Source organism: Pseudomonas paeninsulae (genome assembly GCF_035621475.1).
Taxonomy (GTDB): Bacteria; Pseudomonadota; Gammaproteobacteria; order Pseudomonadales; family Pseudomonadaceae; genus Aquipseudomonas; species Aquipseudomonas paeninsulae.
Genome location: NZ_CP141799.1, coordinates 150,948 through 171,490, shown reverse-complemented (window position 1 = coordinate 171,490; position 20,543 = coordinate 150,948). Strand labels below are relative to the sequence as shown.

At 61.8% G+C, this 20,543-nt stretch carries 21 protein-coding genes; 14 read left to right on the top strand and 7 right to left on the bottom strand.

Annotated elements, in window-relative coordinates:
* Positions 1-182: 182 nt before the first annotated feature.
* Together VCJ09_RS00770 and VCJ09_RS00765 are read right to left on the bottom strand one after the other, a co-directional pair.
* A complete protein-coding gene (locus tag VCJ09_RS00770; protein WP_324732732.1) occupies positions 183-890 on the bottom strand; it encodes a succinate dehydrogenase iron-sulfur subunit in 708 nt (235 codons plus the stop codon).
* 442 nt (positions 891-1,332) lie between these two features.
* Positions 1,333-1,896, bottom strand: a complete 564-nt coding sequence (locus VCJ09_RS00765; protein WP_324732731.1) for a YIP1 family protein — start codon at positions 1,894-1,896, stop codon at positions 1,333-1,335.
* A gap of 128 nt (positions 1,897-2,024) precedes the next feature.
* Here VCJ09_RS00765 and VCJ09_RS00760 point away from each other — a divergent pair, with 128 nt between their 5' ends.
* Together VCJ09_RS00760 and VCJ09_RS00755 are read left to right on the top strand one after the other, a co-directional pair.
* Positions 2,025-2,423: a MarR family transcriptional regulator gene (locus VCJ09_RS00760; protein WP_324732730.1), complete on the top strand. Its 399-nt coding sequence runs from the start codon at positions 2,025-2,027 to the stop codon at positions 2,421-2,423.
* Between the two features lie 145 nt (positions 2,424-2,568).
* Positions 2,569-3,744, top strand: coding sequence for a cytochrome P450 (locus tag VCJ09_RS00755; RefSeq protein ID WP_324732728.1), 1,176 nt, complete (start codon positions 2,569-2,571; stop codon positions 3,742-3,744).
* A 135-nt stretch (positions 3,745-3,879) separates the two neighbouring features.
* On the opposite strand, the gene VCJ09_RS00750 is transcribed toward VCJ09_RS00755, so the two are convergent.
* Complete coding sequence (locus VCJ09_RS00750; RefSeq protein ID WP_324732727.1) at positions 3,880-4,215, bottom strand: hypothetical protein; 336 nt, start codon at positions 4,213-4,215, stop codon at positions 3,880-3,882.
* A gap of 725 nt (positions 4,216-4,940) precedes the next feature.
* Between VCJ09_RS00750 and VCJ09_RS00745 the strand changes: the two genes are divergently transcribed.
* Complete coding sequence (locus tag VCJ09_RS00745; RefSeq protein WP_324732726.1) at positions 4,941-5,795, top strand: LysR family transcriptional regulator; 855 nt, start codon at positions 4,941-4,943, stop codon at positions 5,793-5,795.
* Positions 5,796-5,983: 188 nt separating this feature from the next.
* Here the strand turns inward: VCJ09_RS00745 and VCJ09_RS00740 are convergent, their stop codons facing one another.
* Positions 5,984-7,207: a CaiB/BaiF CoA transferase family protein gene (locus VCJ09_RS00740; protein ID WP_324732725.1), complete on the bottom strand. Its 1,224-nt coding sequence runs from the start codon at positions 7,205-7,207 to the stop codon at positions 5,984-5,986.
* Positions 7,208-7,331: 124 nt separating this feature from the next.
* Complete coding sequence (locus tag VCJ09_RS00735) at positions 7,332-8,510, bottom strand: acyl-CoA dehydrogenase (RefSeq protein WP_079204223.1); 1,179 nt, start codon at positions 8,508-8,510, stop codon at positions 7,332-7,334.
* A gap of 195 nt (positions 8,511-8,705) precedes the next feature.
* On the opposite strand from VCJ09_RS00735, the gene VCJ09_RS00730 reads away from it, so the two are divergent.
* From VCJ09_RS00730 to VCJ09_RS00690, 9 genes are all read left to right on the top strand, one after another.
* Positions 8,706-9,614: a LysR family transcriptional regulator gene (locus tag VCJ09_RS00730; protein ID WP_324732724.1), complete on the top strand. Its 909-nt coding sequence runs from the start codon at positions 8,706-8,708 to the stop codon at positions 9,612-9,614.
* Positions 9,615-10,162: 548 nt separating this feature from the next.
* Positions 10,163-11,284 carry a Re/Si-specific NAD(P)(+) transhydrogenase subunit alpha gene (locus VCJ09_RS00725; protein ID WP_324732723.1) on the top strand — a complete coding sequence of 374 codons (1,122 nt, stop codon included), beginning with the start codon at positions 10,163-10,165 and terminating at the stop codon, positions 11,282-11,284.
* A gap of 13 nt (positions 11,285-11,297) precedes the next feature.
* On the top strand, positions 11,298-11,627 hold the full coding sequence (locus VCJ09_RS00720) for an NAD(P) transhydrogenase subunit alpha (RefSeq protein WP_324732722.1): 330 nt from the start codon (positions 11,298-11,300) through the stop codon (positions 11,625-11,627).
* Between the two features lie 2 nt (positions 11,628-11,629).
* Positions 11,630-13,066, top strand: coding sequence for an NAD(P)(+) transhydrogenase (Re/Si-specific) subunit beta (locus tag VCJ09_RS00715; RefSeq protein WP_324732721.1), 1,437 nt, complete (start codon positions 11,630-11,632; stop codon positions 13,064-13,066).
* A 435-nt stretch (positions 13,067-13,501) separates the two neighbouring features.
* The gene (locus tag VCJ09_RS00710; protein WP_324732720.1) at positions 13,502-13,717 is read left to right on the top strand and encodes a DUF1127 domain-containing protein; all 216 of its coding nucleotides are present in this window, start codon (positions 13,502-13,504) and stop codon (positions 13,715-13,717) included.
* Positions 13,718-13,962: 245 nt separating this feature from the next.
* Positions 13,963-14,169 carry a DUF1127 domain-containing protein gene (locus VCJ09_RS00705; RefSeq protein ID WP_324732719.1) on the top strand — a complete coding sequence of 69 codons (207 nt, stop codon included), beginning with the start codon at positions 13,963-13,965 and terminating at the stop codon, positions 14,167-14,169.
* Between the two features lie 95 nt (positions 14,170-14,264).
* On the top strand, positions 14,265-14,582 hold the full coding sequence (locus VCJ09_RS00700; protein WP_079204215.1) for a DUF2388 domain-containing protein: 318 nt from the start codon (positions 14,265-14,267) through the stop codon (positions 14,580-14,582).
* A gap of 123 nt (positions 14,583-14,705) precedes the next feature.
* Complete coding sequence (locus tag VCJ09_RS00695; RefSeq protein WP_324732718.1) at positions 14,706-15,026, top strand: DUF2388 domain-containing protein; 321 nt, start codon at positions 14,706-14,708, stop codon at positions 15,024-15,026.
* Positions 15,023-16,978 (top strand): DUF7844 domain-containing protein, encoded by a 1,956-nt coding sequence (locus VCJ09_RS00690; protein ID WP_324732717.1) that lies wholly within the window; start codon positions 15,023-15,025, stop codon positions 16,976-16,978. The genes VCJ09_RS00695 and VCJ09_RS00690 overlap by 4 nt, the downstream gene beginning before the upstream one ends.
* Positions 16,979-17,020: 42 nt before the next feature.
* On the opposite strand, the gene VCJ09_RS00685 is transcribed toward VCJ09_RS00690, so the two are convergent.
* Positions 17,021-17,425: a GFA family protein gene (locus VCJ09_RS00685; RefSeq protein WP_324732716.1), complete on the bottom strand. Its 405-nt coding sequence runs from the start codon at positions 17,423-17,425 to the stop codon at positions 17,021-17,023.
* 76 nt (positions 17,426-17,501) lie between these two features.
* Here VCJ09_RS00685 and VCJ09_RS00680 point away from each other — a divergent pair, with 76 nt between their 5' ends.
* Together VCJ09_RS00680 and VCJ09_RS00675 are read left to right on the top strand one after the other, a co-directional pair.
* The gene (locus tag VCJ09_RS00680; protein WP_324734739.1) at positions 17,502-18,440 is read left to right on the top strand and encodes an AEC family transporter; all 939 of its coding nucleotides are present in this window, start codon (positions 17,502-17,504) and stop codon (positions 18,438-18,440) included.
* A 366-nt stretch (positions 18,441-18,806) separates the two neighbouring features.
* Entirely contained in the window at positions 18,807-19,607 is an 801-nt protein-coding gene (locus VCJ09_RS00675; protein WP_324732715.1) for a gamma-glutamyl-gamma-aminobutyrate hydrolase family protein, read from the top strand.
* A gap of 130 nt (positions 19,608-19,737) precedes the next feature.
* On the opposite strand, the gene VCJ09_RS00670 is transcribed toward VCJ09_RS00675, so the two are convergent.
* Positions 19,738-20,505 (bottom strand): substrate-binding periplasmic protein, encoded by a 768-nt coding sequence (locus tag VCJ09_RS00670; RefSeq protein WP_324732714.1) that lies wholly within the window; start codon positions 20,503-20,505, stop codon positions 19,738-19,740.
* Positions 20,506-20,543: the final 38 nt, after the last annotated feature.

Below are 20,543 nucleotides of genomic sequence, written 5' to 3'. Positions count from 1 at the left end.
CCAGAAGCAGGCACTCGACAGGATCTACGAAAGCGCGGTCTATTCACACTGGTGGACAGCCTGAAGTGACACCAGCAGAACTCATCCTTGAGCACCGCCAGTGCCAGACTCTGGCGGGCCGAGTTACCTGGCCCATCATATGCTCACTTCCCCAGTGGCAAGTGCGCGCTCAATCCCGCGTCCTAGGTGGATTTTCGCAACAGCTCCTGGCGAATTTTCCCGATGGCCCCCATGGGATTGAGCCCCTTGGGACAGACCCATGAGCAGTTGCCGATGCTGCGGCAACGAAACAAGCTGAACGGGTCTTCCAACCGCTCGAGCCGTTCCGCCGTGGCCTGGTCGCGGCTGTCGGCGATGAAGCGCCAGGCCTGCAACAGCCCGGCTGGGCCGACGTACTTCTCCGGATTCCACCACCAGGACGGACATTGCGAGGAACAGCAACCGCAGAGAATGCACTCATACAGCCCGTCGAGCTTGGCGCGCTCCTCGGGGGACTGGAGGCGCTCGATGGCCGGCGCCGGCTCGTGGTTGATCAGCCATGGCTTGATACTCTGGTATTGCTTAAAGAAGAGGCTCTGGTCGACCACCAGGTCGCGGATGACCGGCATGCCGGGTAAAGGTCTGATGATCAGGCTGTTGGCCGTGCCCAGCGCCTCCGAAACCGGCGTGATGCAGGCCAGCCTGTTCTTGCCGTTGATATTCATACCATCCGAGCCGCAAACACCCTCCCGGCAGGAGCGCCGGTAGACCAGCGTCGGATCGGCCTCGTGCAGGAACTCCAGCGCATCCAGCACCATTCGTGCGCGGAATTCTTCGGGCAACGACAACGATTGCATCCAGGGTTGCCGCTCCTGTTCCGGGTGATAGCGATAGACCTGTACATCAATCATGGCTTGTTGCTCCTGCGATCATTACGGCGAGAGTGGACAGCGCCTCGACCCGGCAAGCCCTCCCCGACTGCATCCAGTCGCTCGGGATCACTCACTCGCGTAAAGCATAGACGTTGATGACAGGGGGACTGCTTCTGGCGCGGGCTTACGGAGGGGACGGTGAACCCTCGTTAACTGGCCACTTGCTGCTTGTCACGAATGCCTGGATTGAGTCGGTTGATACCGGCCCTGGCCGACAGCAAGACCAATAGCGGACGCTCTGCAAATGGCCGCTTCCGCTCCATAGCGAACGTTCAGCATCATCAATATCGTGGTCTGAGAATCATCTAGCTGCCCCCCCACCTCACGGCGGTGGCGCAAAATTCAAGGTGCGAACTTTGTCTTCTGCTCAAGGCGGCCGTGATGCCGTGATGAAGTCACGTGGCCCTGGAGTCGGCTCCATTTATCCCGTGACAGACTGGATAAGCGGCAGGAACATCACCCACAGGATAAGGCCGGCGCCAAAAACCACCTGGGTAACGGCTGCAGCCTTGAGGCGGTTCTCGACGTGGCACAGCGAGTACGCACCCTGGTAGATCAAAACGCAACATGACGCCAGCGCGCTCAGAGGCAGCGCGGTGTTCAAAAACGGGTTGTTCACCAGCAAGCCAAGTGAGGACAGCCAAAGCGGGATTGGTGCGATAGCTGCAACCAGGTAAGCATCCGCATAGGCCACTTCATAGCCCAGGGTGCTGGCAACTTGCTTTATCAGCCATCCCATCAGGAAGACCGAAAGCACCTCGCAACCGAAAAACAGACTGGCCATCAATACCGACGGTCTGATCTGAAGTGCGGGCAGGAACGTGCTGAGAGGCCCGTCCAGCAGCACTATCATGGTCGGCGGCAACAGTGAGAGCGGTACGCTCACAGCCCAGAATACGTTTCGAATCGCCGAGCCGTGATATGCCAACTCAGCCGAGACAGACGTACTGCAAAAAAGCATTCGCAGCAGGACAAGAATGTTCATGAGATTCCTTCAGAGAAGCGAGCGGATCAATGACATGACGAGCTCGATAGGCAGTGAAATATATATCGTGACACGATACATATTTCGCCCATACTACTCAACACAGGTCAATGAGGGAATTCGATACCTTGGACAAATCCGATTACCAGCGTCTGGCACATTTTCGTCATCGATTGCGGCGCTTCCTACGCAACAGCGAGCTGCTGTGCCAGGCCAATGGTGCGACGGCACTGCAGTACCAGCTTCTGCTACAGATTCGTGGTGCTTCGGCGCGCGATTGGGCCACGGTTGGAGAACTCGCAGAACACCTGCAATCGAAGCATCACAGCGTGGTGGCGTTGATTGACCGTTGCGAAAACATGGGCCTGGTTGAGCGAAGGCCTGGTCGGGAAGACAGGCGCCAGGTCGAGGTGCACCTGTTACCTGCAGGAGAGGAGTTGCTGGCTCGTATCGCCGTTTTGCACCAGGAGGAAGCGCAGTTACTGCGCGAGGAGTTCAACTTGCCGGGTTGGGATATGGCTGATTAAGGCCATCCATAACGCTTGAGGTTTTCTTCGTGCCCACTGCAGTCGGTTGAGGGCCTGCGTGCTTCGTTTGCAACACGTACCAGAGAGTGAGCTTGAACGATTTTTGGACCCCTCAATAATCGACGTAATCACAACAGGAGTAATTATGGATAAGAATTCACCCCCTGATTGGGATCCGAGGTCTGAGGCCGTACTCAATGATCAAATGGCGACCTACGACGACATGCGCCACCGTTGTCCGGTCGCACACAGTCGGTATGGCTATACCTCTTTGTTCAGGCATGAGGACGTGTTGCACGTCCTGAAGGATCATGAAACCTTCAGCAGTGCCGTCTCGCGTTTTCCCTCGGTGCCCAATGGCATGGATCCGCCCGAGCATACGGTGTACCGGCGCCTCATTGAGCCTTATTTCAGCCAGGAGCAAACGGATGCTTTTGCACCGGTGTGCCGTGATGTAGCAGTTCGTCTGGTACAGGCCTTACCGGGTGAAGGCACAACGGAGCTGATGACGAAGTTCGCCCAGATCTTTGCCCTGCAGATTCAGTGTGCCTGGCTGGGTTGGCCTACCGAACTGCATGAGCCGCTGCGCTTGTGGACGCTGAAGAATCACGCGGCCACCCTGGCCAGAGACGACGTCGCCTTGAGCGCCGTGGCCCTAGAGTTTGACGGTTACATCAAGGATCTGCTGGCCGTGCGCCGTACAGCCGGCAGTGCTGCACCGGACGATATCACCACCAGCCTGCTACGCAATCAATCCCTGGGCAGGCCTCTGACAGACGACGAAATCGTCAGCATTTTACGTAACTGGACGGTCGGCGAACTCGGAACCATTTCCGCCTCGATCGGCATTCTCGTGCATTACCTGGCCGCCAACCCCGAACTTCAGCAGCAATTGCGCGAGCAACCCTCGCTGTTACCGGTCGCCATCGATGAAATACTGCGCATTCATGCGCCACTGATCATGAATCGCCGGGTTACCACGAAACAGGTCACGCTGGGCGAACGCACACTAGCCACGGGTTCGCGTCTCGCCCTTGTCTGGGCGTCGGCCAATCGGGATGAGGCGGTCTTTGGGGATCCCGATGAATTCCGTCTCGATCGCGATCCCGAACTGAACCTGCTATACGGTGCAGGTATTCATGTCTGCCCCGGTGCGCTGCTTGCCAGACTGGAATTACGGATCGTGATGGAAGAGCTGCTGGGGCGCACCAGCCGGATTGTCCTGGCGCCGGACAAGGAGCCGGTGAAGGCGTTTTTCCCTGCCAGTGGGTTTTCTGCTCTACCCCTGCATATTCAGAAACCTGCCACCCAGGCGTGGTAAACCTGATCAGCCCCAGGATCCGGTGATATCGGGGCTGGCCTTTCATGCCAAGTGGCTTAGGCGGCGGAGACTGACGTGCGGATCAAACGCCGGTTGGATGATCTCGCCATGCGCGCATGCTGGCTCACCGCCGGATCAGATAGGCACGGAGACCACGCCTACGTGTCCGAGGAACAGGAAGCCGGATACCAGTACGGAATTGAGAGCCCAGACGACGGTGAGATAGCGCGAAAGGTGGCCATAAGTCTCGTTGCCGAGATTGAACGCGTTCACCCACACCAAGCGCATGATCCAGGCGGTGTATAGAACGAAGCCCGCCAGCAACGCACCCAATGCCGGCGTTCCCAGCGTGCGGTAAAAATAGAGAATTGCACCGAAATAGGCGTGGCTGGCAAGTACGCCATAGATCCAGAAAGCGATCCACAGCGGTGTATCACCGAGCTTTTCCGGGGAAAGAGATGTTGTATTCATTGACCTACTCCCTTGAACTAAGCCTGCCTGACTGGCTGTTGACCGACCATGCCGAAGCGCGGATTCGGTAGCAGCCTCGTTGTTTGGAGCGGTGCGGTAGGACGCCGCGCGCTCCGTATTGGCCGGCTGCGCCGGCGATGCTTCCATCTGGGGAACTCATAACCATGCCCCACCGAGCCATACTGGAGACCTACAGGCCGACGTATTAGCCTCTCACGCGGCTCGCACCTTTAGGTTGCATACTGCATTCCATAAACTGGCTTGTGTTTGGCTCACCTCGTCGATGACTCGCTTCATAAGTCGCCCCGCTGACGTTACTTCAGCAACTCGAGGCGAGACCGGTGTTTTCACACAGCCTGGGTCGGCTCCGGCCGTTCGTGACAGGCAGCTACCGACAGCTCGCCGACTTTCAACCTACAGCTGACGCGATAGCAACCAACACGCAAATGGTCACCAGAAAACACATCAGCATGAGTCCGATATGCCGCAACGATTGACGATCTTCTGTGTTTAACAAATGCATCTTCGCCTCCTCGGCAAAGCCTCATCGACACCTCATCTGAAACGCTACTCGGGTGTCATGCAGTTGAAAAACGATAAATTTCTACCTTTCCTATTGATGATGTCGATTCATAAAACGGTAAACCAAACCTTTGCCCATATCAGCCTTGAACGGCCATGGTTAGGGCAAGTGCGATGCCCTCCAGTTGCGTGGTGCGTAGAACATGGATACTGAACTCGCTCGAACTTTCCTTACCGTCATCACCTCAGGCAACTTCAGTAACGCGGCATCCCGGCTGTTTGTGACCCAGTCGACCGTTAGCGCGAGGATCGCGGCCCTGGAAGATCAGCTGGGTTGCAGCCTTTTCGTGCGCAATAAAGCAGGCACAATGCTGACCCCTGCGGGCCATCGTTTTCAGTCTTACGCCGCCACACTGGTGCGCACCGTCGAGCGGGCTCGCCATGAAATTGGCATAGCCAAGAGCTTTCGGGCGTCGGTGACCATTGGCGGGAGGTTCGGACTCTGGGAAGAGCTGCTTTTTGTCTGTTTACCGCGTATCCGCATGGCGCTGCCGGATATCGCCATCCATGCCGAGTTAGCCTTCGAAGATGAACTGACCCAAGGGCTAGTCGAGGGGCGAACTCACATCGGCGTGATGTACACACCGCAGCATCGCCCTGGTCTGGTGATTGAGGCGCTACTTGAGGAGCAATTGGTCTATGTTTCGTCGAGCAACACGCCTAGCCAGTTTCCGGACGAAGACTACGTGCATATCGACTGGGGTCCGGAATTCGACATCCAGCACAAGGCGGCTTTCCCTGACTTCCTGGGACCTGGGCTGACAGCCAATATTGGCTGGCTGGGACTCAACCACATTCTGGCTTACGGGGGCTCCGGATACTTCCCACTGCGTTTGGTCAAAAGCCAGCTGGCAGCAGGGGTACTGCACCGACATGCTGGTGCACCGGATTTTCTCCTGCCCGCATACTTAGTATATTCGGCCGATCCATCACCTGAAACTGTTGGACCGATCCTGCAGATCCTGCGAGACACGACTGCTGATATTTTGCGGCAATAGCCATATAAATCGGCAAACCCACTGAGTCTTACCTGACTTAGTACTTATATTCAAATGTCAACTTAGGGTCGTTCTCTGCCGGTCATGGCCACGAACCGTGCTAGTCAGATCCGCTGCAAATGACGGGTCAGGTCGAATGCAAATGGGTGGGCAAGTCTGGGCAATTACCCATTAAGTCCGACAGGTTCCTAGAGCACTCCCGCCTGGCGCAGTTGGTCTATCTGCTCCAGGCTCAATCCCAGCCATTGCTGCAACACCTGCTCGGTGTGTTCGCCGAGCAGGGGCGGTGCATTGCGGTATTGCACCGGGGTCGCCGACAGGCGAATCGGGCTGGCTACCTGCGGCACGCTGCCGGCCAGCGGGTGGGGCAGTTCGACGCGCAGGCCACGGGCCTGCACCTGCGGGTCGGCGAATACCTGCTGCAGATCATTGATCGGCCCGCAGGGCACGCCGGCCTGTTCCAGGGCCGCCAGCCATTGGCCGGTGGTCTTGAACACGGTGGCCTGGCGGATCAGCGGAATCAGTTCGGCGCGATGGGCGACACGTGCCTGATTGGTGGAAAAACGCGAGTCGGCGGCCAAAGCCGGAAGGCCGGCGACCTCGCAAAACTTGCGGAACTGGCCATCGTTACCGACCGTGAGGATGATGTCGCCGTCGGCCGTGGGAAAGTCCTGATAGGGCACGATGTTCGGGTGGGCATTGCCCAACCGGCGCGGCGCCACGCCGGTGGTCAGGTAGTTCATCGCCTGGTTGGCCAGGCAGGCGACCTGCACGTCGAGCAGGGCCATGTCGATGTGCTGGCCATTGCCGGTCTGGTCGCGACTGGCCAGGGCGGCAAGAATCGCCGCGGTCGAGTACAAGCCGGTGAGGATGTCGGTCAGGGCCACGCCGACCTTGACCGGCCCGGCGCCCGCTTCGTCGTCGGCGCGCCCGGTCAGGCTCATCAAGCCGCCCAGGCCCTGGATCATGAAGTCGTAACCGGCGCGCTTGGCGTAGGGGCCGTCCTGGCCGAAGCCGGTGATCGAGCAGTAGATCAGTTTCGGGTTCAGCTCCTTCAGCGTGGCGTAATCGAGGCCGTAGGCGGCCAGGCCGCCGACCTTGAAGTTCTCGATCAGGATGTCGGCCTTGGCCACCATCTCGCGCACCAGGCGCTGGCCTTCGGGCTGGGTGAAGTCCACGGTGACCGACTGTTTGTTGCGATTGGCCGACAGGTAATAGGCGGCCTCGCTGGTGTTCTCGCCCGCGGCGTCCCGCAGGAACGGCGGGCCCCAGTGGCGGGTGTCGTCGCCGACGCCGGGCCGCTCTATCTTGATCACCTCGGCACCGAGGTCGGCGAGGATCTGCCCGGCCCAGGGCCCGGCAAGTACGCGGGAGAGGTCGAGCACACGGATATGCGATAGGGCGCCGGACATGGGAACCTCATTAGGAAGTTGGAACGGAGGATGGGTTAGCCGTGCAGCGGCGTAACCCACCGGGCGATCTGATGGGTATCGCTGCGCTCAGGCTGCGCGCCTCGACCCATCCTACGGTTCAGGTTTAGAAAAACGCCTGAATGCCGGTCTGCGCCCGGCCGAGGATCAGCGCATGCACGTCATGGGTACCCTCGTAGGTGTTGACCACTTCCAGGTTGACCAGGTGGCGTGCCACGCCGAACTCGTCGCTGATGCCGTTGCCGCCGAGCATGTCGCGGGCCAGGCGGGCGATATCCAGCGACTTGCCGCAGCTGTTGCGCTTCATGATCGAGGTGATTTCCACCGCGGCGGTGCCTTCATCCTTCATCCGGCCGAGGCGCAGGCAGCCTTGCAGGGCCAGGGTGATTTCGGTCTGCATGTCGGCCAGCTTCTTCTGGATCAGCTGGTTGGCCGCCAACGGCCGGCCGAATTGCTTGCGATCCAGGCAGTACTGACGGGCGGTGTGCCAGCAGTCTTCGGCGGCGCCCAGCGCGCCCCAGCTGATGCCGTAACGGGCGGAGTTGAGGCAGGTGAACGGACCTTTCAGGCCACGCACATCGGGGAAGGCGTTTTCTTCCGGGCAGAACACGTTGTCCATGACGATTTCGCCGGTGATCGAGGCGCGCAGGCCGACCTTGCCGTGGATCGTCGGAGTACTCAGGCCCTGCCAGCCCTTTTCCAGGACGAAGCCGCGAATCTCGCCGGCATCGTCTTTCGCCCAGACCACGAACACATCGGCGATCGGCGAGTTGGTGATCCACATCTTGGCGCCGCTCAGGCGGTAGCCGCCGTCGACCTTCTTCGCCCGGGTGATCATCGAGCCCGGATCGGAGCCATGGTCCGGCTCGGTGAGGCCGAAGCAGCCGATGGATTCGCCGCTGGCCAGCTTGGGCAGGTATTTCTGCTTGGTGGCTTCGTTGCCGAACTCGAAGATCGGCACCATCACCAGGGAGGACTGCACGCTCATCATCGAGCGGTAGCCGGAGTCGACGCGCTCCACTTCGCGGGCGATCAGGCCGTAGCACACATAGTTGAGGCCGCTGCCACCGTAGGCTTCGGGAATGGTCGCGCCGAGCAGGCCGGTTTCGCCCATCTCGCGGAAGATCGCCGGGTCGGTCTGCTCGTGGCGGAAGGCTTCGATCACCCGTGGCGCCAGTTTGTCGGCGGCGAACTGTTGCGCGCTGTCGCGCACCATGCGCTCTTCTTCGGTCAGTTGCTGATCAAGCAGCAGCGGGTCGATCCAGTTGAAGCTTGCCTTGGCCATCGCGAAAACCTCGAGTTGAGACGGGGGGGGGTAATCATCGCGGCCTGGGCCGCGCCCACGGGGTGCATGGGATTGATCCTAGGCCGCATGAGCATTCGGAGCAAACGAGGATTTCGCATGCTGTTGTGCTTTTTACGCACTCCGAGGTAGCTTTGAACGCTATTTAATCCAGAACAGAGTGAGAGTGCCGCACAGATGCGCCGAAAAATCCCCAGCACCACGGCCCTGATCGCCTTCGAGTCGGCGGCCCGCCACCAGAGCTTTACCCGTGCAGCCGAGGAACTGGCCCTGACCCAGAGCGCGATCTGCCGGCAGATCGCCGGGCTGGAGGAGTTTCTCAACGTCGAACTGTTTCGCCGTTCGCGGCGCGGGGTCAAGCTGACTGAGGCCGGCTTGTCGTACGCCCGACGGGTGGCCGCGCAACTCGACGCGGTGGAGCGCGACACCCTGGCGGTAATGGGCCAGCAAGGCGCCATGAGCATCGAACTGGCGGTGGTGCCGACCTTCGGCACCCAGTGGCTGCTGCCGCGGCTGAAGGATTTCCAGCGCCTGCACCCGCAGGTCACGGTCAACCTGACCAACCGCACCCGACCGTTCCTGTTCGCCGATACCCAGTTCGATGCCGCGGTGTACTTCGGCGACGCCGACTGGTCAGGCACTGCCTCGCACCTGTTGATGCGCGAAAACCCCATGCCGGTGTGCAGCCCGGCGCTCCTCGCCGGGCAAAGCAGCCTCAGCGCCGAGCAGATCGCCGGCCTGCCGCTGCTGCAGCAAACCACCCGGCCCTATGCCTGGCGCCAGTGGTTCAGCTCGCTGGGGCTGAATGTTGCCCGGGACATGAGCGGGGCGCGTTACGAGCTGTTCTCGATGCTCGCCCAGGCCGCCATGCATGAGATGGGCGTGGCCTTGATTCCGCCCTTTCTGATTCAACGGGAACTGCGTGAGGGCCGCCTGGTGCTGGCGCTGGAACATGCCTACAGCAGCGACAAGGCCTATTACCTGATGATTCCCGAGCGCAAAGTCGAATCCGCCGCGCTGCAAAGCTTTCGCGACTGGCTGGTTCAGCAAGCGCGGGACTATGCCCAGGCGAGTGATCTGGAATAAACGACAGCAAGCGAAGTAATTCGCTCTTACTTCAAGCGCCCCGGCAGGGCGCTCCTTTTTCCCGTCAGCGGCGCAAAGCCCTTTTAGGATGAACGAATCAAAGCAAGCTGACCCCGTAGTCAGCATCTCAGACAACTACACGCCGCTGATTACTAGCGAGCGAAGCCGTCCAATTTATTGCACAGCTAAGCAGGTATAACCCCCTGAATGCCGGCGCTGGAGGCCCTATTCGTCAGGACCGCGGCCATTTGATGGACGGCTATTCATAGCGCGCATGCGGGCGGCGCGAAAAATACCCCTCAACGACCTTGGCAGCCACGCCCAGCAAGCCTTTGCCGGAAATAATGGTTCACAAGTCGCAGAGTGACTTGTAGTTGTCGCAAGGTTTTACTCCATAACGCCTTGAAGGACTTATGCTGCGCCTGCAAAATGCCGCCCCCCGCCCACTACATAGCTTCTGCTAGGGTGATTTGTGCTGATCCTCCCTTCGCCGGTGCGCCATCCGCAGTGTGCCGGTTCACTAAAAAAGATCACGCAGGAGATTTGACGTGCACATCGGTGTTCCTCTCGAAACCCATGTCGGCGAAACGCGAGTAGCCGCCACGCCAGAAACCATCAAGAAACTGATCGGCCAAGGCCATCAGGTCACCGTGCAGAGCGGAGCCGGCGTCAGCGCCAGTATCCCCGACAGCGCCTATGAGGCAGCCGGCGCAAGCATCGGCAGCGACGCCGCCGCCTTCGGTGCCGAGCTGGTACTCAAGGTAGTGGCGCCCACGGATGCTGAACTGGCCCACATGCAGACCGGCGCTGTGTTGGTCGGCATGCTCAATCCGTTCAGCAACGAGACCATCGCGCGGATGAACGCTCGCGGTATCACCGCCTTCGCCCTCGAAGCCGCGCCGCGTACCTCGCGCGCGCAGAGCCTCGATGTGCTCTCGTCGCAGGCCAACATCGCCGGCTACAAGGCCGTGCTGCTAGCTGCACACCACTACCCGCGCTTTATGCCGATGCTGATGACCGCCGCCGGTACGGTTAAGGCCGCGCGCATCCTGATCCTCGGCGCCGGTGTCGCCGGCCTGCAGGCCATCGCCACGGCCAAACGTCTGGGCGCGGTGATCGAAGCCTCGGACGTACGCCCGGCGGTAAAAGAACAGATCGAATCGCTCGGCGCCAAGTTCGTCGATGTGCCGTTCGAGACCGATGAAGAGCGCGAGTGCGCCGAAGGTGTCGGTGGCTACGCGCGGCCGATGCCGGCGTCGTGGATGGAGCGTCAGGCCAAGGCGGTACACGAGAAGGCCAAGCTGGCTGACATCGTCATCACCACCGCTCTGATTCCGGGGCGCAAGGCACCGACTCTGCTGCATGCCGCCACAGTGGCGGAAATGAAGCCAGGCTCGGTGATCATCGACCTGGCCGCTGCGCAAGGCGGCAACTGCCCGCTGACCGTCGCCGAACAGGTGGTGGTGCAGCATGGCGTGACCCTGGTCGGCCACAGCAACCTGGCGGCCATGGTGCCTGCAGACGCTTCGGCGCTGTACGCGCGCAACCTGCTGGACTTCCTCAAGCTGGTCATCGACAAGGATGCTCAGTTCCACCTCAACCTCGAAGACGACATCGTCGCCGCGTGCCTGATGTGCACGGGCGGTCAAGTCGTACGAACCAACGGCTAAGGGGAGAACAACCATGGATATGATTTCCGACGGTATCTACAACCTGATCATCTTCGTACTGGCCATCTATATCGGCTACCACGTGGTCTGGAACGTCACCCCGGCCCTGCACACCCCGTTGATGGCGGTGACCAATGCGATTTCCGCGATCGTCATCGTCGGCGCCATGCTGGCAGCGGCGCTGACCGTCACCCCGCTGGGCAAGACCATGGGCACCCTGGCCGTGGCCCTGGCCGCAGTCAACGTGTTCGGTGGTTTCCTGGTCACCCGGCGCATGCTGGAAATGTTCAAGAAGAAGGCGCCTAAAGCAGCATCGGCTGCCGCACCAGTGGAGAAGCACTGACCATGAGTATGAACCTGATCACTGTTCTCTATCTCGTCGCCTCGATCTGCTTTATCCAGGCGCTCAAGGGCCTGTCGCACCCGACGTCGTCGCGGCGCGGCAACCTGTTCGGCATGCTCGGCATGGGCCTGGCCATCCTCACCACCGTCGGCCTGGTCTACAAACTCGGCAGCGAACTGGCCACCCAGGGCCTCGGCTTCGTCATCTTCGGCCTGCTGGTCGGCGGCAGCGTTGGCACCCTGATGGCCAAGCGCGTGGAAATGACCAAGATGCCCGAGCTGGTCGCCTTCATGCACAGCATGATCGGCCTGGCCGCGGTGTTCATCGCGATTGCCGCGGTGGTCGAACCGCAGTCGCTGGGCATAGTCGCCAGCCTCGGCGATCCGATCCCGGCCGGTAACCGCCTGGAGCTGTTTCTCGGTGCGGCCATCGGCGCCATCACCTTCTCCGGTTCGGTGATCGCCTTCGGCAAACTGTCGGGCAAATACAAGTTCCGCCTGTTCCAGGGCGCACCGGTGCAGTTCGTCGGTCAGCACAAGCTCAACCTGGCGATCGGCCTGGCGATTCTCGGCCTCGGCCTGGTGTTCACCCTGACCGGCAACCTCGGCGCCTTCGCCCTGCTGCTGGCGTTGGCGTTCGTCATCGGCGTGCTGATCATCATCCCGATCGGTGGCGCCGACATGCCGGTGGTGGTGTCGATGCTCAACAGCTACTCGGGCTGGGCGGCGGCCGGTATCGGCTTCTCGCTGAACAACTCGATGCTGATCATCGCCGGTTCCTTGGTCGGTTCCAGCGGTGCGATCCTCTCGTACATCATGTGCAAGGCGATGAACCGCTCGTTCTTCAACGTCATCCTCGGCGGCTTCGGCGGCGCGACCAACGTCACCGGCCCGGCCACTGACAAGGAAGCCCGCCCGGTGAAATCCGGTTCGGCCGACGATGCCGCTTTCCTCCTGACCAATGCCGACACCGTGATCATCGTGCCCGGCTACGGCCTAGCGGTGGCCCGCGCCCAGCACGCGCTGATGGAGCTGGCGGAGAAGCTGAGCCACCGTGGCGTCACCGTCAAGTACGCGATCCACCCGGTGGCCGGGCGCATGCCTGGGCACATGAACGTGCTGCTGGCCGAGGCCGAAGTGCCTTACGAGCAAGTGTTCGAGATGGACGACATCAACTCCGAGTTCGGCCAGGCCGACGTGGTGCTGGTGCTCGGCGCCAACGACGTGGTCAACCCGGCGGCGAAGAACGATCCGCAGTCGCCGATCGCCGGCATGCCGATTCTCGAGGCCTACAAGGCCAAGACCGTGATCGTCAACAAGCGCTCGATGGCCAGCGGCTATGCCGGCCTGGACAACGAACTGTTCTACCTGGACAAGACCATGATGGTCTTCGGCGACGCCAAGAAGGTCATCGAAGACATGGTCAAAGCCGTCGACTGACCGCCGCAGCGCATGACAAGACCCGGCCACTGCGTGCCGGGTTTTTTCTGCGCCCAGCAACGCCGCCTTCTCGCCCGATGACGTCTCTGCAGGGCCTCATCACCGATACAGATCGGCCCAGACCAGTCACAACATGGGATAAAAAGCTGAACTAGAGATCAGCGGTGCTGGGCAATCAATTTACAACTGTACCCATAGACAACCACTGCCTTTCTATTCAGTAGCGAGATAAAGAGCTGCCTAATGCACTAAAGCACGGCAATTCACTTACCACCGATACAGTTGTTGCAAAAAACAGCAAAACAGTTACTAAGCACACTATCTAATAGCCCAACAATTTAACCCAGCTGTGACTATTGCACTGCTTGCAAGAAGCGGAATATGGGTACCAGGCAAAACACTCTCTAGTCCCGCCACAAGCGGAAGGATGTCACCATGGAACGTACACTCAGTTCCGATATGCTGTTTCAAGACCACTCATCCAGCGCCCGCAACGCATCACCGCTGGGCCTGATCGCCGCACTGTTGTTATGGCAGCGCCGCATCACCAGCCGTCGCCAACTGGCGCGCCTGGATGCCCGCCTGCTGGCCGACGCCGGCATCAGCGAGGCCCAGCGTTACGCTGAGTTGAGCAAGCCGTTCTGGCGTTAAGCCTGGCGGCGCAAGCCGCTCAGCACGCACTGACGAACCCGCCCACGCCCAGCGTTGGCGGGTTTTGTCGTTATGCTCCCGGGCGAACAGCACAGCTTGCCGCGCCGCAAGCAGAACAGTTTGCTGAAAACAGCAACTGACCCCGTACACTTTTACCTGACTGTGACTGCCACGCTAGCCTGTGTCGCGCGACCATGGATGCTCATATACCGCCACGCCCGCCCCGTACGGGAAGGATCATTACCATGGAGCGCATTCTCAGCGAGATTCCAGCAGCACTCGACCAGCCACGCATCGACCCGCTCGCCCACCTGCGCGCGACCCTCAAACGCTGGCAGCTGAATACCCGCACCCGCCGCCAGCTGGCCAGGCTGGATCCACACCTGCTGGCCGATGCCGGCATCAGCCCCGGCGAACGCCTGGCAGAACTGGACAAACCGTTCTGGCGTTAAGCCAGCATGGTGTGTCGACTGGTCCCTGAGCTAGGCTTCAATAAGATGGCGTGGCCGATTGCCACGCCTGTGCAAACTGGCTCAGGAGTTTCACGATGATCACCTTGCGTGCACTTGGTTTTTCCGCTTTATGGGTGCTGGCCACCAGCGCCTCGGCTTCCAGTTTCGTCGCCACCACCGATACCCTGGCCGGCGCCCTCATGGGCACCTCGGACGCGACGTCCGATGCCACCTCTTCGCTGCGTGACGACAAGCTCGTGCTAGCCGCCCGTAGCGACGCTGCCAGCTTCATCGCCAGCCAGGGTGCCATCCGTGGCGTGCGGCTGGAGGCGGCGCTGCAGCATATTCGTCAGCAAGCCCCTGAACTGGCCGCCGACGATGAGCAACTGGCGCAGGCGATTCTTAGCCGCTGAAGCAGCGGGCACACCGCTAATTAGCCGCACTGGCTCAGGCCTGATGCAGTAGGCGGCCATGTGCAGGAACTGTCCGCGCTGATAGCCATCCAACCCTCATCATCTGGTTTCCCGGAGATTGCCATGCATCGTTCCTTGCTTGTCGCTGTCGCCCTGCTTGCCGTGTCCGTCGGCACTGCCCAGGCGCAAACCCTGGTTGCCACCAGCAATATCATCGTGCAGGCGCTTGACCGTACGTTCGACTTCACCTCGGACACCACCACCTCGGTGCGTGACTCGAAAATCGTCCTGGCCGCGCGTGACGATGCTGCCAGTTTCGTCGCCAGCCAGGGCGCCATCCGCGGCGTGCAACTGGAAGCGGCACTCGGCACCATTCGCAGCCGCGTGCCGGAAGCGCAGCACGCCTCCGATCAGATACTGGCCGAAGCCATTCTCGCCAGGTGAATCTGACCCGCACCTGGCTGCTGGCCCTTACTCTTCTGACCAGTGTCGGCAGCCATGCCGAGCTGCGCCTGGCGCTGGATAGCGATGCGCTCAACAGTAGTGAACGGCAGGCCAGTCAGGCGCTGTTGAACGAAGCGCTCGCGGCCCTGCCAGCAGGCTTCAAGCAACGCCTGGACCGGCGCGTCAAGGTGCGCTGGCGACCGATGCAGGCCGAGGTGTACGGTCGCGCCGGACGCTTCAGCGGCATCGAATTGAACAGCCAGCTGCTGCCGTCACTTAGCGATGGCAGCGCCGCCACTACGCCAACCCAGCGCCCGCATGGCAACGTGCGCCGCGAGCTGCTGGCCACCGTGCTGCACGAACTGACCCACCTCTATGACCGTGCACAGCTCTGGCCGCAGGACGAAAAACGCCTGCTGCAACGCTGCCGACAGCGCCTCGCCAGCCTCGGCCCAATAGGTTTGCCCGACGCCTGCCGTGGCCAGACCGCAAGACGCTTCACCCTCAGCGACGACCCGCGCCTGCTTGACCTGGCTGGCTGGCCGCAACAGGTCGGCCGGCGCGGCGCGCGCGAGCAGGCCAACGGCCAGGTGGCGCGCAGCCCGGATGTCTACGAGTTGAACAACCCGCGCGAGTTCGTCGCGGTGAACCTCGAGTACTTCCTCCTCGACCCCAGCTACGCCTGTCGCCGACCCTCGCTGGCACGCCATTTCAGCGCGCATTTCGCCGGCTGGACAGCGGCCAACCAGCAGCCCTGCACCGACGGCTACGCCTACCTCAACGCCGGCCGCGATTTCGCCCGCCAACCGCTGGGTACCCTCGACCCGGCACGGGTCTATCAGGTCGACTACCTGCTCGCCGAGGCCAACCAGGAATGGGCCAGCCGCTGGGGCCACAGCATGCTGCGCCTGGTGATCTGCGCCCCCGGCCGGCCACGCGGGCCGGATTGCCGCCTGGACCTGGACGAACACCTGGTGCTGTCCTACCGCGCCTTCGTCGGCGATCTGCAGCTGTCCAGCTGGGACGGCCTGACCGGCGCCTACCCGTCGCGCCTGTTCGTCCTGCCGCTGGCCCAGGTGATCGAGGAATACACCAAGGTCGAACTTCGCAGCCTGGCCTCGGTACCACTGAAGCTCGACCGCGTGCAGCTGGAGCAACTGGTCACCCGTGCCGCCGAACAGCACTGGAGCTACGACGGCGACTACTACTTCATCTCCAATAACTGCGCGGTGGAAACCCTCAAGCTGCTGCGTAGCGGCAGCCAGCACCCGCGCCTGCAGGCGCTCGACAGTATCCTGCCCAACGGCTTGCTCGAGACTCTGGTAGCGCGTGACCTGGCCGATCGCAGCGTGCTCGACGACCCGCGCGAGGCGCTGCGCCTGGGCTATCGCTTCGACTCCTTCCGCGACCGCTACCAGGCCATGTTCGCGGTGCTGCAACAGCGCCTGCCGATCGCCCAGGCCAACGTCGAGGACTGGCTGGAGCAGAGCGCCGAGGTCCGCCGGCCCTGGTTCGCCAAAGCCGACCTGCGGGCCAGCGCCGCGCTGTTGCTGCTCGAGCAAGCCGCGCTACGCCGCCAATTGCTGTTGGCCCAGGACGAACTCAAGCGCCGCTACCTCACCGGTCGTGCGGCCAAGGATCCGAGCCTGAACAAAGCCGGCGGCGCCTTGGAACAGATCCTCGTCAACAGCGGTTTTCTCAGCCGGCCGGCGGAGCTGCTCGAGGGCGGATACGGTCTGCCGCAACGCGCCGAGTGGCAACGCCTGGAAGCCGAGAGCCGCAACCGCCAGCAGCAACTGCGCCAGCTCAGCGACGACCTCGACCAGGAAGTGCGCAACTTGCTGGAACCGGCGCGCATGGCGGAACTGGAGGCCAACGAAGTCAACCTGGTGCAGCTCGGCGAACACCTGCGCAGGCTGCACGAGGCCAGCGGCGGCTTAATGCTGCCGTAGGCCGTGCAGGGCAACGGCGCTCAAGGCTTCGCCATGGCCGCCCTAAGGGATGTGCTCCTGCTGCTCCTGCGGTAACTGCTCGTCCACATGCAGCCAGGGCAAACGGCTCTGCACCCAGATATGCCGGTCCGCCGGCGCCCGTTCCGGCTGATCCAGGGTGGCAACGGTGATATCCAGGGTCTCAGGACTGAGCGTGGTGAACAGGGTCAGGTGGGCGCCACAACTCGGACAGAAACTGCGCGTGCAACTGGCTGACGAGACGAACTCGGTCGGCGTACCGGCCAGCCACGCAAAGCTTGCCAGTGGCACCGTGATCCAGGTGGTGAGGATGCCGCCGGTACTGCGGCGACAGATCGAGCAGTGGCAATGGGCGATGTCGCGCAATGCTGCGCGGAATTGATAGCGCAAGGCGCCGCACTGACAACCACCGCTGTGCACGTCGCTCATAAGCCCCTCCTCGATCGGCACTAGCCTCAGCCTAATACCGTTAACGGCCTTGCGCCGCTGTGCCGCGCTCTCCAAGATAGCCGCTGGTCCGAAGGCGGAGGTTGCCGTGCTGGAGTTGTTGCAGGCCTTGTGGCCATTGTTCGCCTTGATCGTCGCCGGCTTTTACCTGCGCCGCTGGGACTTCCCCAACGAAGCCTTCTGGCCCGGTGCCGAGCGGCTGAATTACTTCATCCTGTTTCCCGCCCTGCTGTTCAGCAGCCTGGCCAGGGCGCCGCTGGACAACCCGGCGCTGCCACGCCTGGCCCTGGCGGTGATGCTCGGCCTGGGTATCGCCTGGCTGGCGCTGCTCCTTTTGCGGCGCCTGCGCGGCTGGCCGGCCGGACGTTTCGGGGCCTTCAGCCAGGGCGCGCTGCGCTTCAACACCTACCTGGGCCTGGCCGCAGTGGGCAGCCTGTACGGCCAGGACGGCTTGAGCCTGGCCGCCCTGATGCTGGCCCTGATGGTGCCCACGGTCAACGTGCTGTCAGTCTGGTCACTGACCGCCGAGCGCGGCGTCAGTGCGCGCAGTCTGCTCCTGCCTATTCTCAAGAACCCGCTGATTCTCGCCTGCCTCGGCGGCGTCCTGATCAACCTCAGCGGGCTCGGCCTGCCCGGCGGCAGCGAGCGCCTGCTCGGCCTGCTCGCCGCCGCCAGCCTGCCGCTTGGCCTGCTCTGCGTCGGCGCCGCGCTCAAGCCCGAACAACTCGGCGGCGAAATTCCCGCCCTGGCCTGGAACAGCGTCCTGCGCTTGCTGGCCATGCCCCTGCTGGCCTGGGCCGTGGCCTATGGCCTGCAATTGCCCGCGCTGGAAAGCAGCGTACTGGTGCTGTTCTTCGCCCTGCCGACGGCACCGACCGCCTATGTACTGACCCGCCAACTGGGCGGCGACAGCCACCTGATGGCCGGCATCATCACCCTGCAGACGCTGTTGGCGGCTGCTAGCCTGCCCTTGCTACTGATACTGGTGGTGGGCTGAAGACCTGACTCGTCAGGCGTTAAAAATATTGGACTACCACAGATACTGAAAACAAAATATATTCGTTTAAAAACAGCTATATAAGCCAATATTTCTCAATAATCAGCATACCGGCCGCTTGGTTTTCTCCACAAATATCGTGCTATTCGTTTGACATATTTTACGGCTTTGGCAGACTGAGCCGGTGTTTCGACTACCCGAGAGCGCCGAAAACTGGTTCAACCGCCGCCCTCCCGGCAAGCCTCTTGCAGCCTGTTGCATCTACCCAGGCGCCCGTCGACACCGGTAACAAAAACAGGAAGCAGTGCCGCAGCGACGGCCCTTCCTGCACAGCAACGGCAGACTTTCTCTGCCCCAAGGTGATCTATGTCCAACAACAGCGGCACTATTTCCAACGCCAAACGCAAGCCCGTGGTCCTTATGTCCATGGGCGCCCAGGAACGGAAAGGTCATGCCTATCAGGTGATGACTCACAAATACATCGCCCCCCTCGTCGAGTTTTCCGGCTGCGTACCGCTGCTGGCACCGACCTGCTTCGGCACCGATGACCTCGCGCAATACCTCGACATGGTCGACGGCGTGTACCTCACCGGCGCCGGCAGCAACATCGACCCGGCCCTCTACAACCAGGAAAACCTCACTCCAGACAAGGCCCAGGATCGCGATCGCGACCTGTTCGACCTGCCGCTGATCCGCGCCGCAGTTGCGCGTGGCCTGCCGATCTTCGGCATCTGCCGCGGCATGCAGGAAATCAACGTGGCCCTGGGTGGCGATATCCACCAGAAACTCTATGCCGTCGGCGGCTTCGACGACCACCGCGAGGACTCCAGCGACCCGGTGGAGGTGCAATATGGCGAAAGCCACAATGTGCGACTGGTCCCCGACAGCTGGCTGGCCGACTTGCTGGCGAAGGATGAGATCACCATCAACTCGCTGCACGGCCAGGGTATCGCCACCCTGGGCGAAGGCCTTGAAGCACTGGCCTACGCCGAAGACGGTCTGATCGAAGCCATCCATGCGCCCGGACTGGCGCAATTCACCCTCGCGGTGCAGTGGCACCCGGAATGGCAAGCCAGCGCAAACCCCGACTCGGTGAAAATCTTCCAGGCCTTCGGCGCGGCCTGCCGCCAGCGCGTGGCGCAGACGGCGGCGGCTAACCTGCGCTAGTGCACAGTGCTTTGCGGCCGAGTTTCTGCGCGCAGGCGCTCGGCCGCAGGTGCGGAAGCGGGCGGGCTATTCGAGGGTGAACCACTGCACCTCGACCCGGCGGTTCTGCTCGCGGTCCTGGCCGAGCGGCTCAACGCGCGGCTTGCTGGTCGCGTTGCTGCAGATAGCCGTCGAGTATCAAGCGGTAATGATTGCCCGCCTGCAACTGCGCCAGGCCCTGGTTGAACGTCAACAACACCGGCTCGGCGCGCGGGTGACGACGCGACACGATCAGGTGCAGGCTCCTCTCGGGAAAAGCGCTCTGCGAGCGACGAAAGTGACTGGAAGGCTCTCCCGTGGTGTCCAGCGCGGCCTCGCCAATTGGCCCATTGGCGATGAAAAAATCATCGCGCTGGAGCAACAGCAAGCGGGCGCACTCGTTTAGCCCCTGGGGCGCATGCCGCGTCAGCAGGCCTTGCTCGACCATACCCTGGATGGCCACCGGTAGCTGCCAGCCGAGCGGGTAGCACAGGCGCTTGCCAGCCAGCGCCGACAGGTCGTCGACCTCGTAGACCTCCCCAGCCCGACTGAACAGATGCTGCCTGACCACCAACAGCGGATCGGAGAACAGGTAGTCCTGCTCCATCTCCTGCGAGCGCACGTAGGGGAAGGTAGCGTCGTACTGCGCTAACAGGGTCATGTGCAGGCCGCGGTTCCAGGGTCGCCAGTCCAGCTCACTTTGCACCTGCCCCTGACTGAGGGCCGTCTGCACCACCTGGGTGAGGAGGCCGCCACCGGGCAATGCCTTGCCGGTAAAGGGCGCATAGCCATCCCCGGTGACCAGCTGCATGGACTCAGCAGAGGCGAGGGGAACGAACCACAGACTCGACAACAACATCAGCAACCGACCAACTCTCATGAATACTCATTCCTTTCGTTAACTGGCGCAGGGTGGCA

Excerpts from the sequence above, each read along its gene's own strand:
- VCJ09_RS00770 (WP_324732732.1), bottom strand. The coding sequence starts at position 890 with ATGATTGATGTACAGGTCTATCGCTATCACCCGGAACAGGAGCGGCAA.
- VCJ09_RS00765 (WP_324732731.1), bottom strand. The coding sequence starts at position 1,896 with ATGAACATTCTTGTCCTGCTGCGAATGCTTTTTTGCAGTACGTCTGTC.
- VCJ09_RS00755 (WP_324732728.1), top strand. The coding sequence starts at position 2,569 with ATGGATAAGAATTCACCCCCTGATTGGGATCCGAGGTCTGAGGCCGTA.
- VCJ09_RS00750 (WP_324732727.1), bottom strand. The coding sequence starts at position 4,215 with ATGAATACAACATCTCTTTCCCCGGAAAAGCTCGGTGATACACCGCTG.
- VCJ09_RS00745 (WP_324732726.1), top strand. The coding sequence starts at position 4,941 with ATGGATACTGAACTCGCTCGAACTTTCCTTACCGTCATCACCTCAGGC.
- VCJ09_RS00740 (WP_324732725.1), bottom strand. The coding sequence starts at position 7,207 with ATGTCCGGCGCCCTATCGCATATCCGTGTGCTCGACCTCTCCCGCGTA.
- VCJ09_RS00735 (WP_079204223.1), bottom strand. The coding sequence starts at position 8,510 with ATGGCCAAGGCAAGCTTCAACTGGATCGACCCGCTGCTGCTTGATCAG.
- VCJ09_RS00730 (WP_324732724.1), top strand. The coding sequence starts at position 8,706 with ATGCGCCGAAAAATCCCCAGCACCACGGCCCTGATCGCCTTCGAGTCG.
- VCJ09_RS00720 (WP_324732722.1), top strand. The coding sequence starts at position 11,298 with ATGGATATGATTTCCGACGGTATCTACAACCTGATCATCTTCGTACTG.
- VCJ09_RS00715 (WP_324732721.1), top strand. The coding sequence starts at position 11,630 with ATGAGTATGAACCTGATCACTGTTCTCTATCTCGTCGCCTCGATCTGC.
- VCJ09_RS00710 (WP_324732720.1), top strand. The coding sequence starts at position 13,502 with ATGGAACGTACACTCAGTTCCGATATGCTGTTTCAAGACCACTCATCC.
- VCJ09_RS00705 (WP_324732719.1), top strand. The coding sequence starts at position 13,963 with ATGGAGCGCATTCTCAGCGAGATTCCAGCAGCACTCGACCAGCCACGC.
- VCJ09_RS00700 (WP_079204215.1), top strand. The coding sequence starts at position 14,265 with ATGATCACCTTGCGTGCACTTGGTTTTTCCGCTTTATGGGTGCTGGCC.
- VCJ09_RS00695 (WP_324732718.1), top strand. The coding sequence starts at position 14,706 with ATGCATCGTTCCTTGCTTGTCGCTGTCGCCCTGCTTGCCGTGTCCGTC.
- VCJ09_RS00685 (WP_324732716.1), bottom strand. The coding sequence starts at position 17,425 with ATGAGCGACGTGCACAGCGGTGGTTGTCAGTGCGGCGCCTTGCGCTAT.
- VCJ09_RS00675 (WP_324732715.1), top strand. The coding sequence starts at position 18,807 with ATGTCCAACAACAGCGGCACTATTTCCAACGCCAAACGCAAGCCCGTG.
- VCJ09_RS00670 (WP_324732714.1), bottom strand. The coding sequence starts at position 20,505 with ATGAGAGTTGGTCGGTTGCTGATGTTGTTGTCGAGTCTGTGGTTCGTT.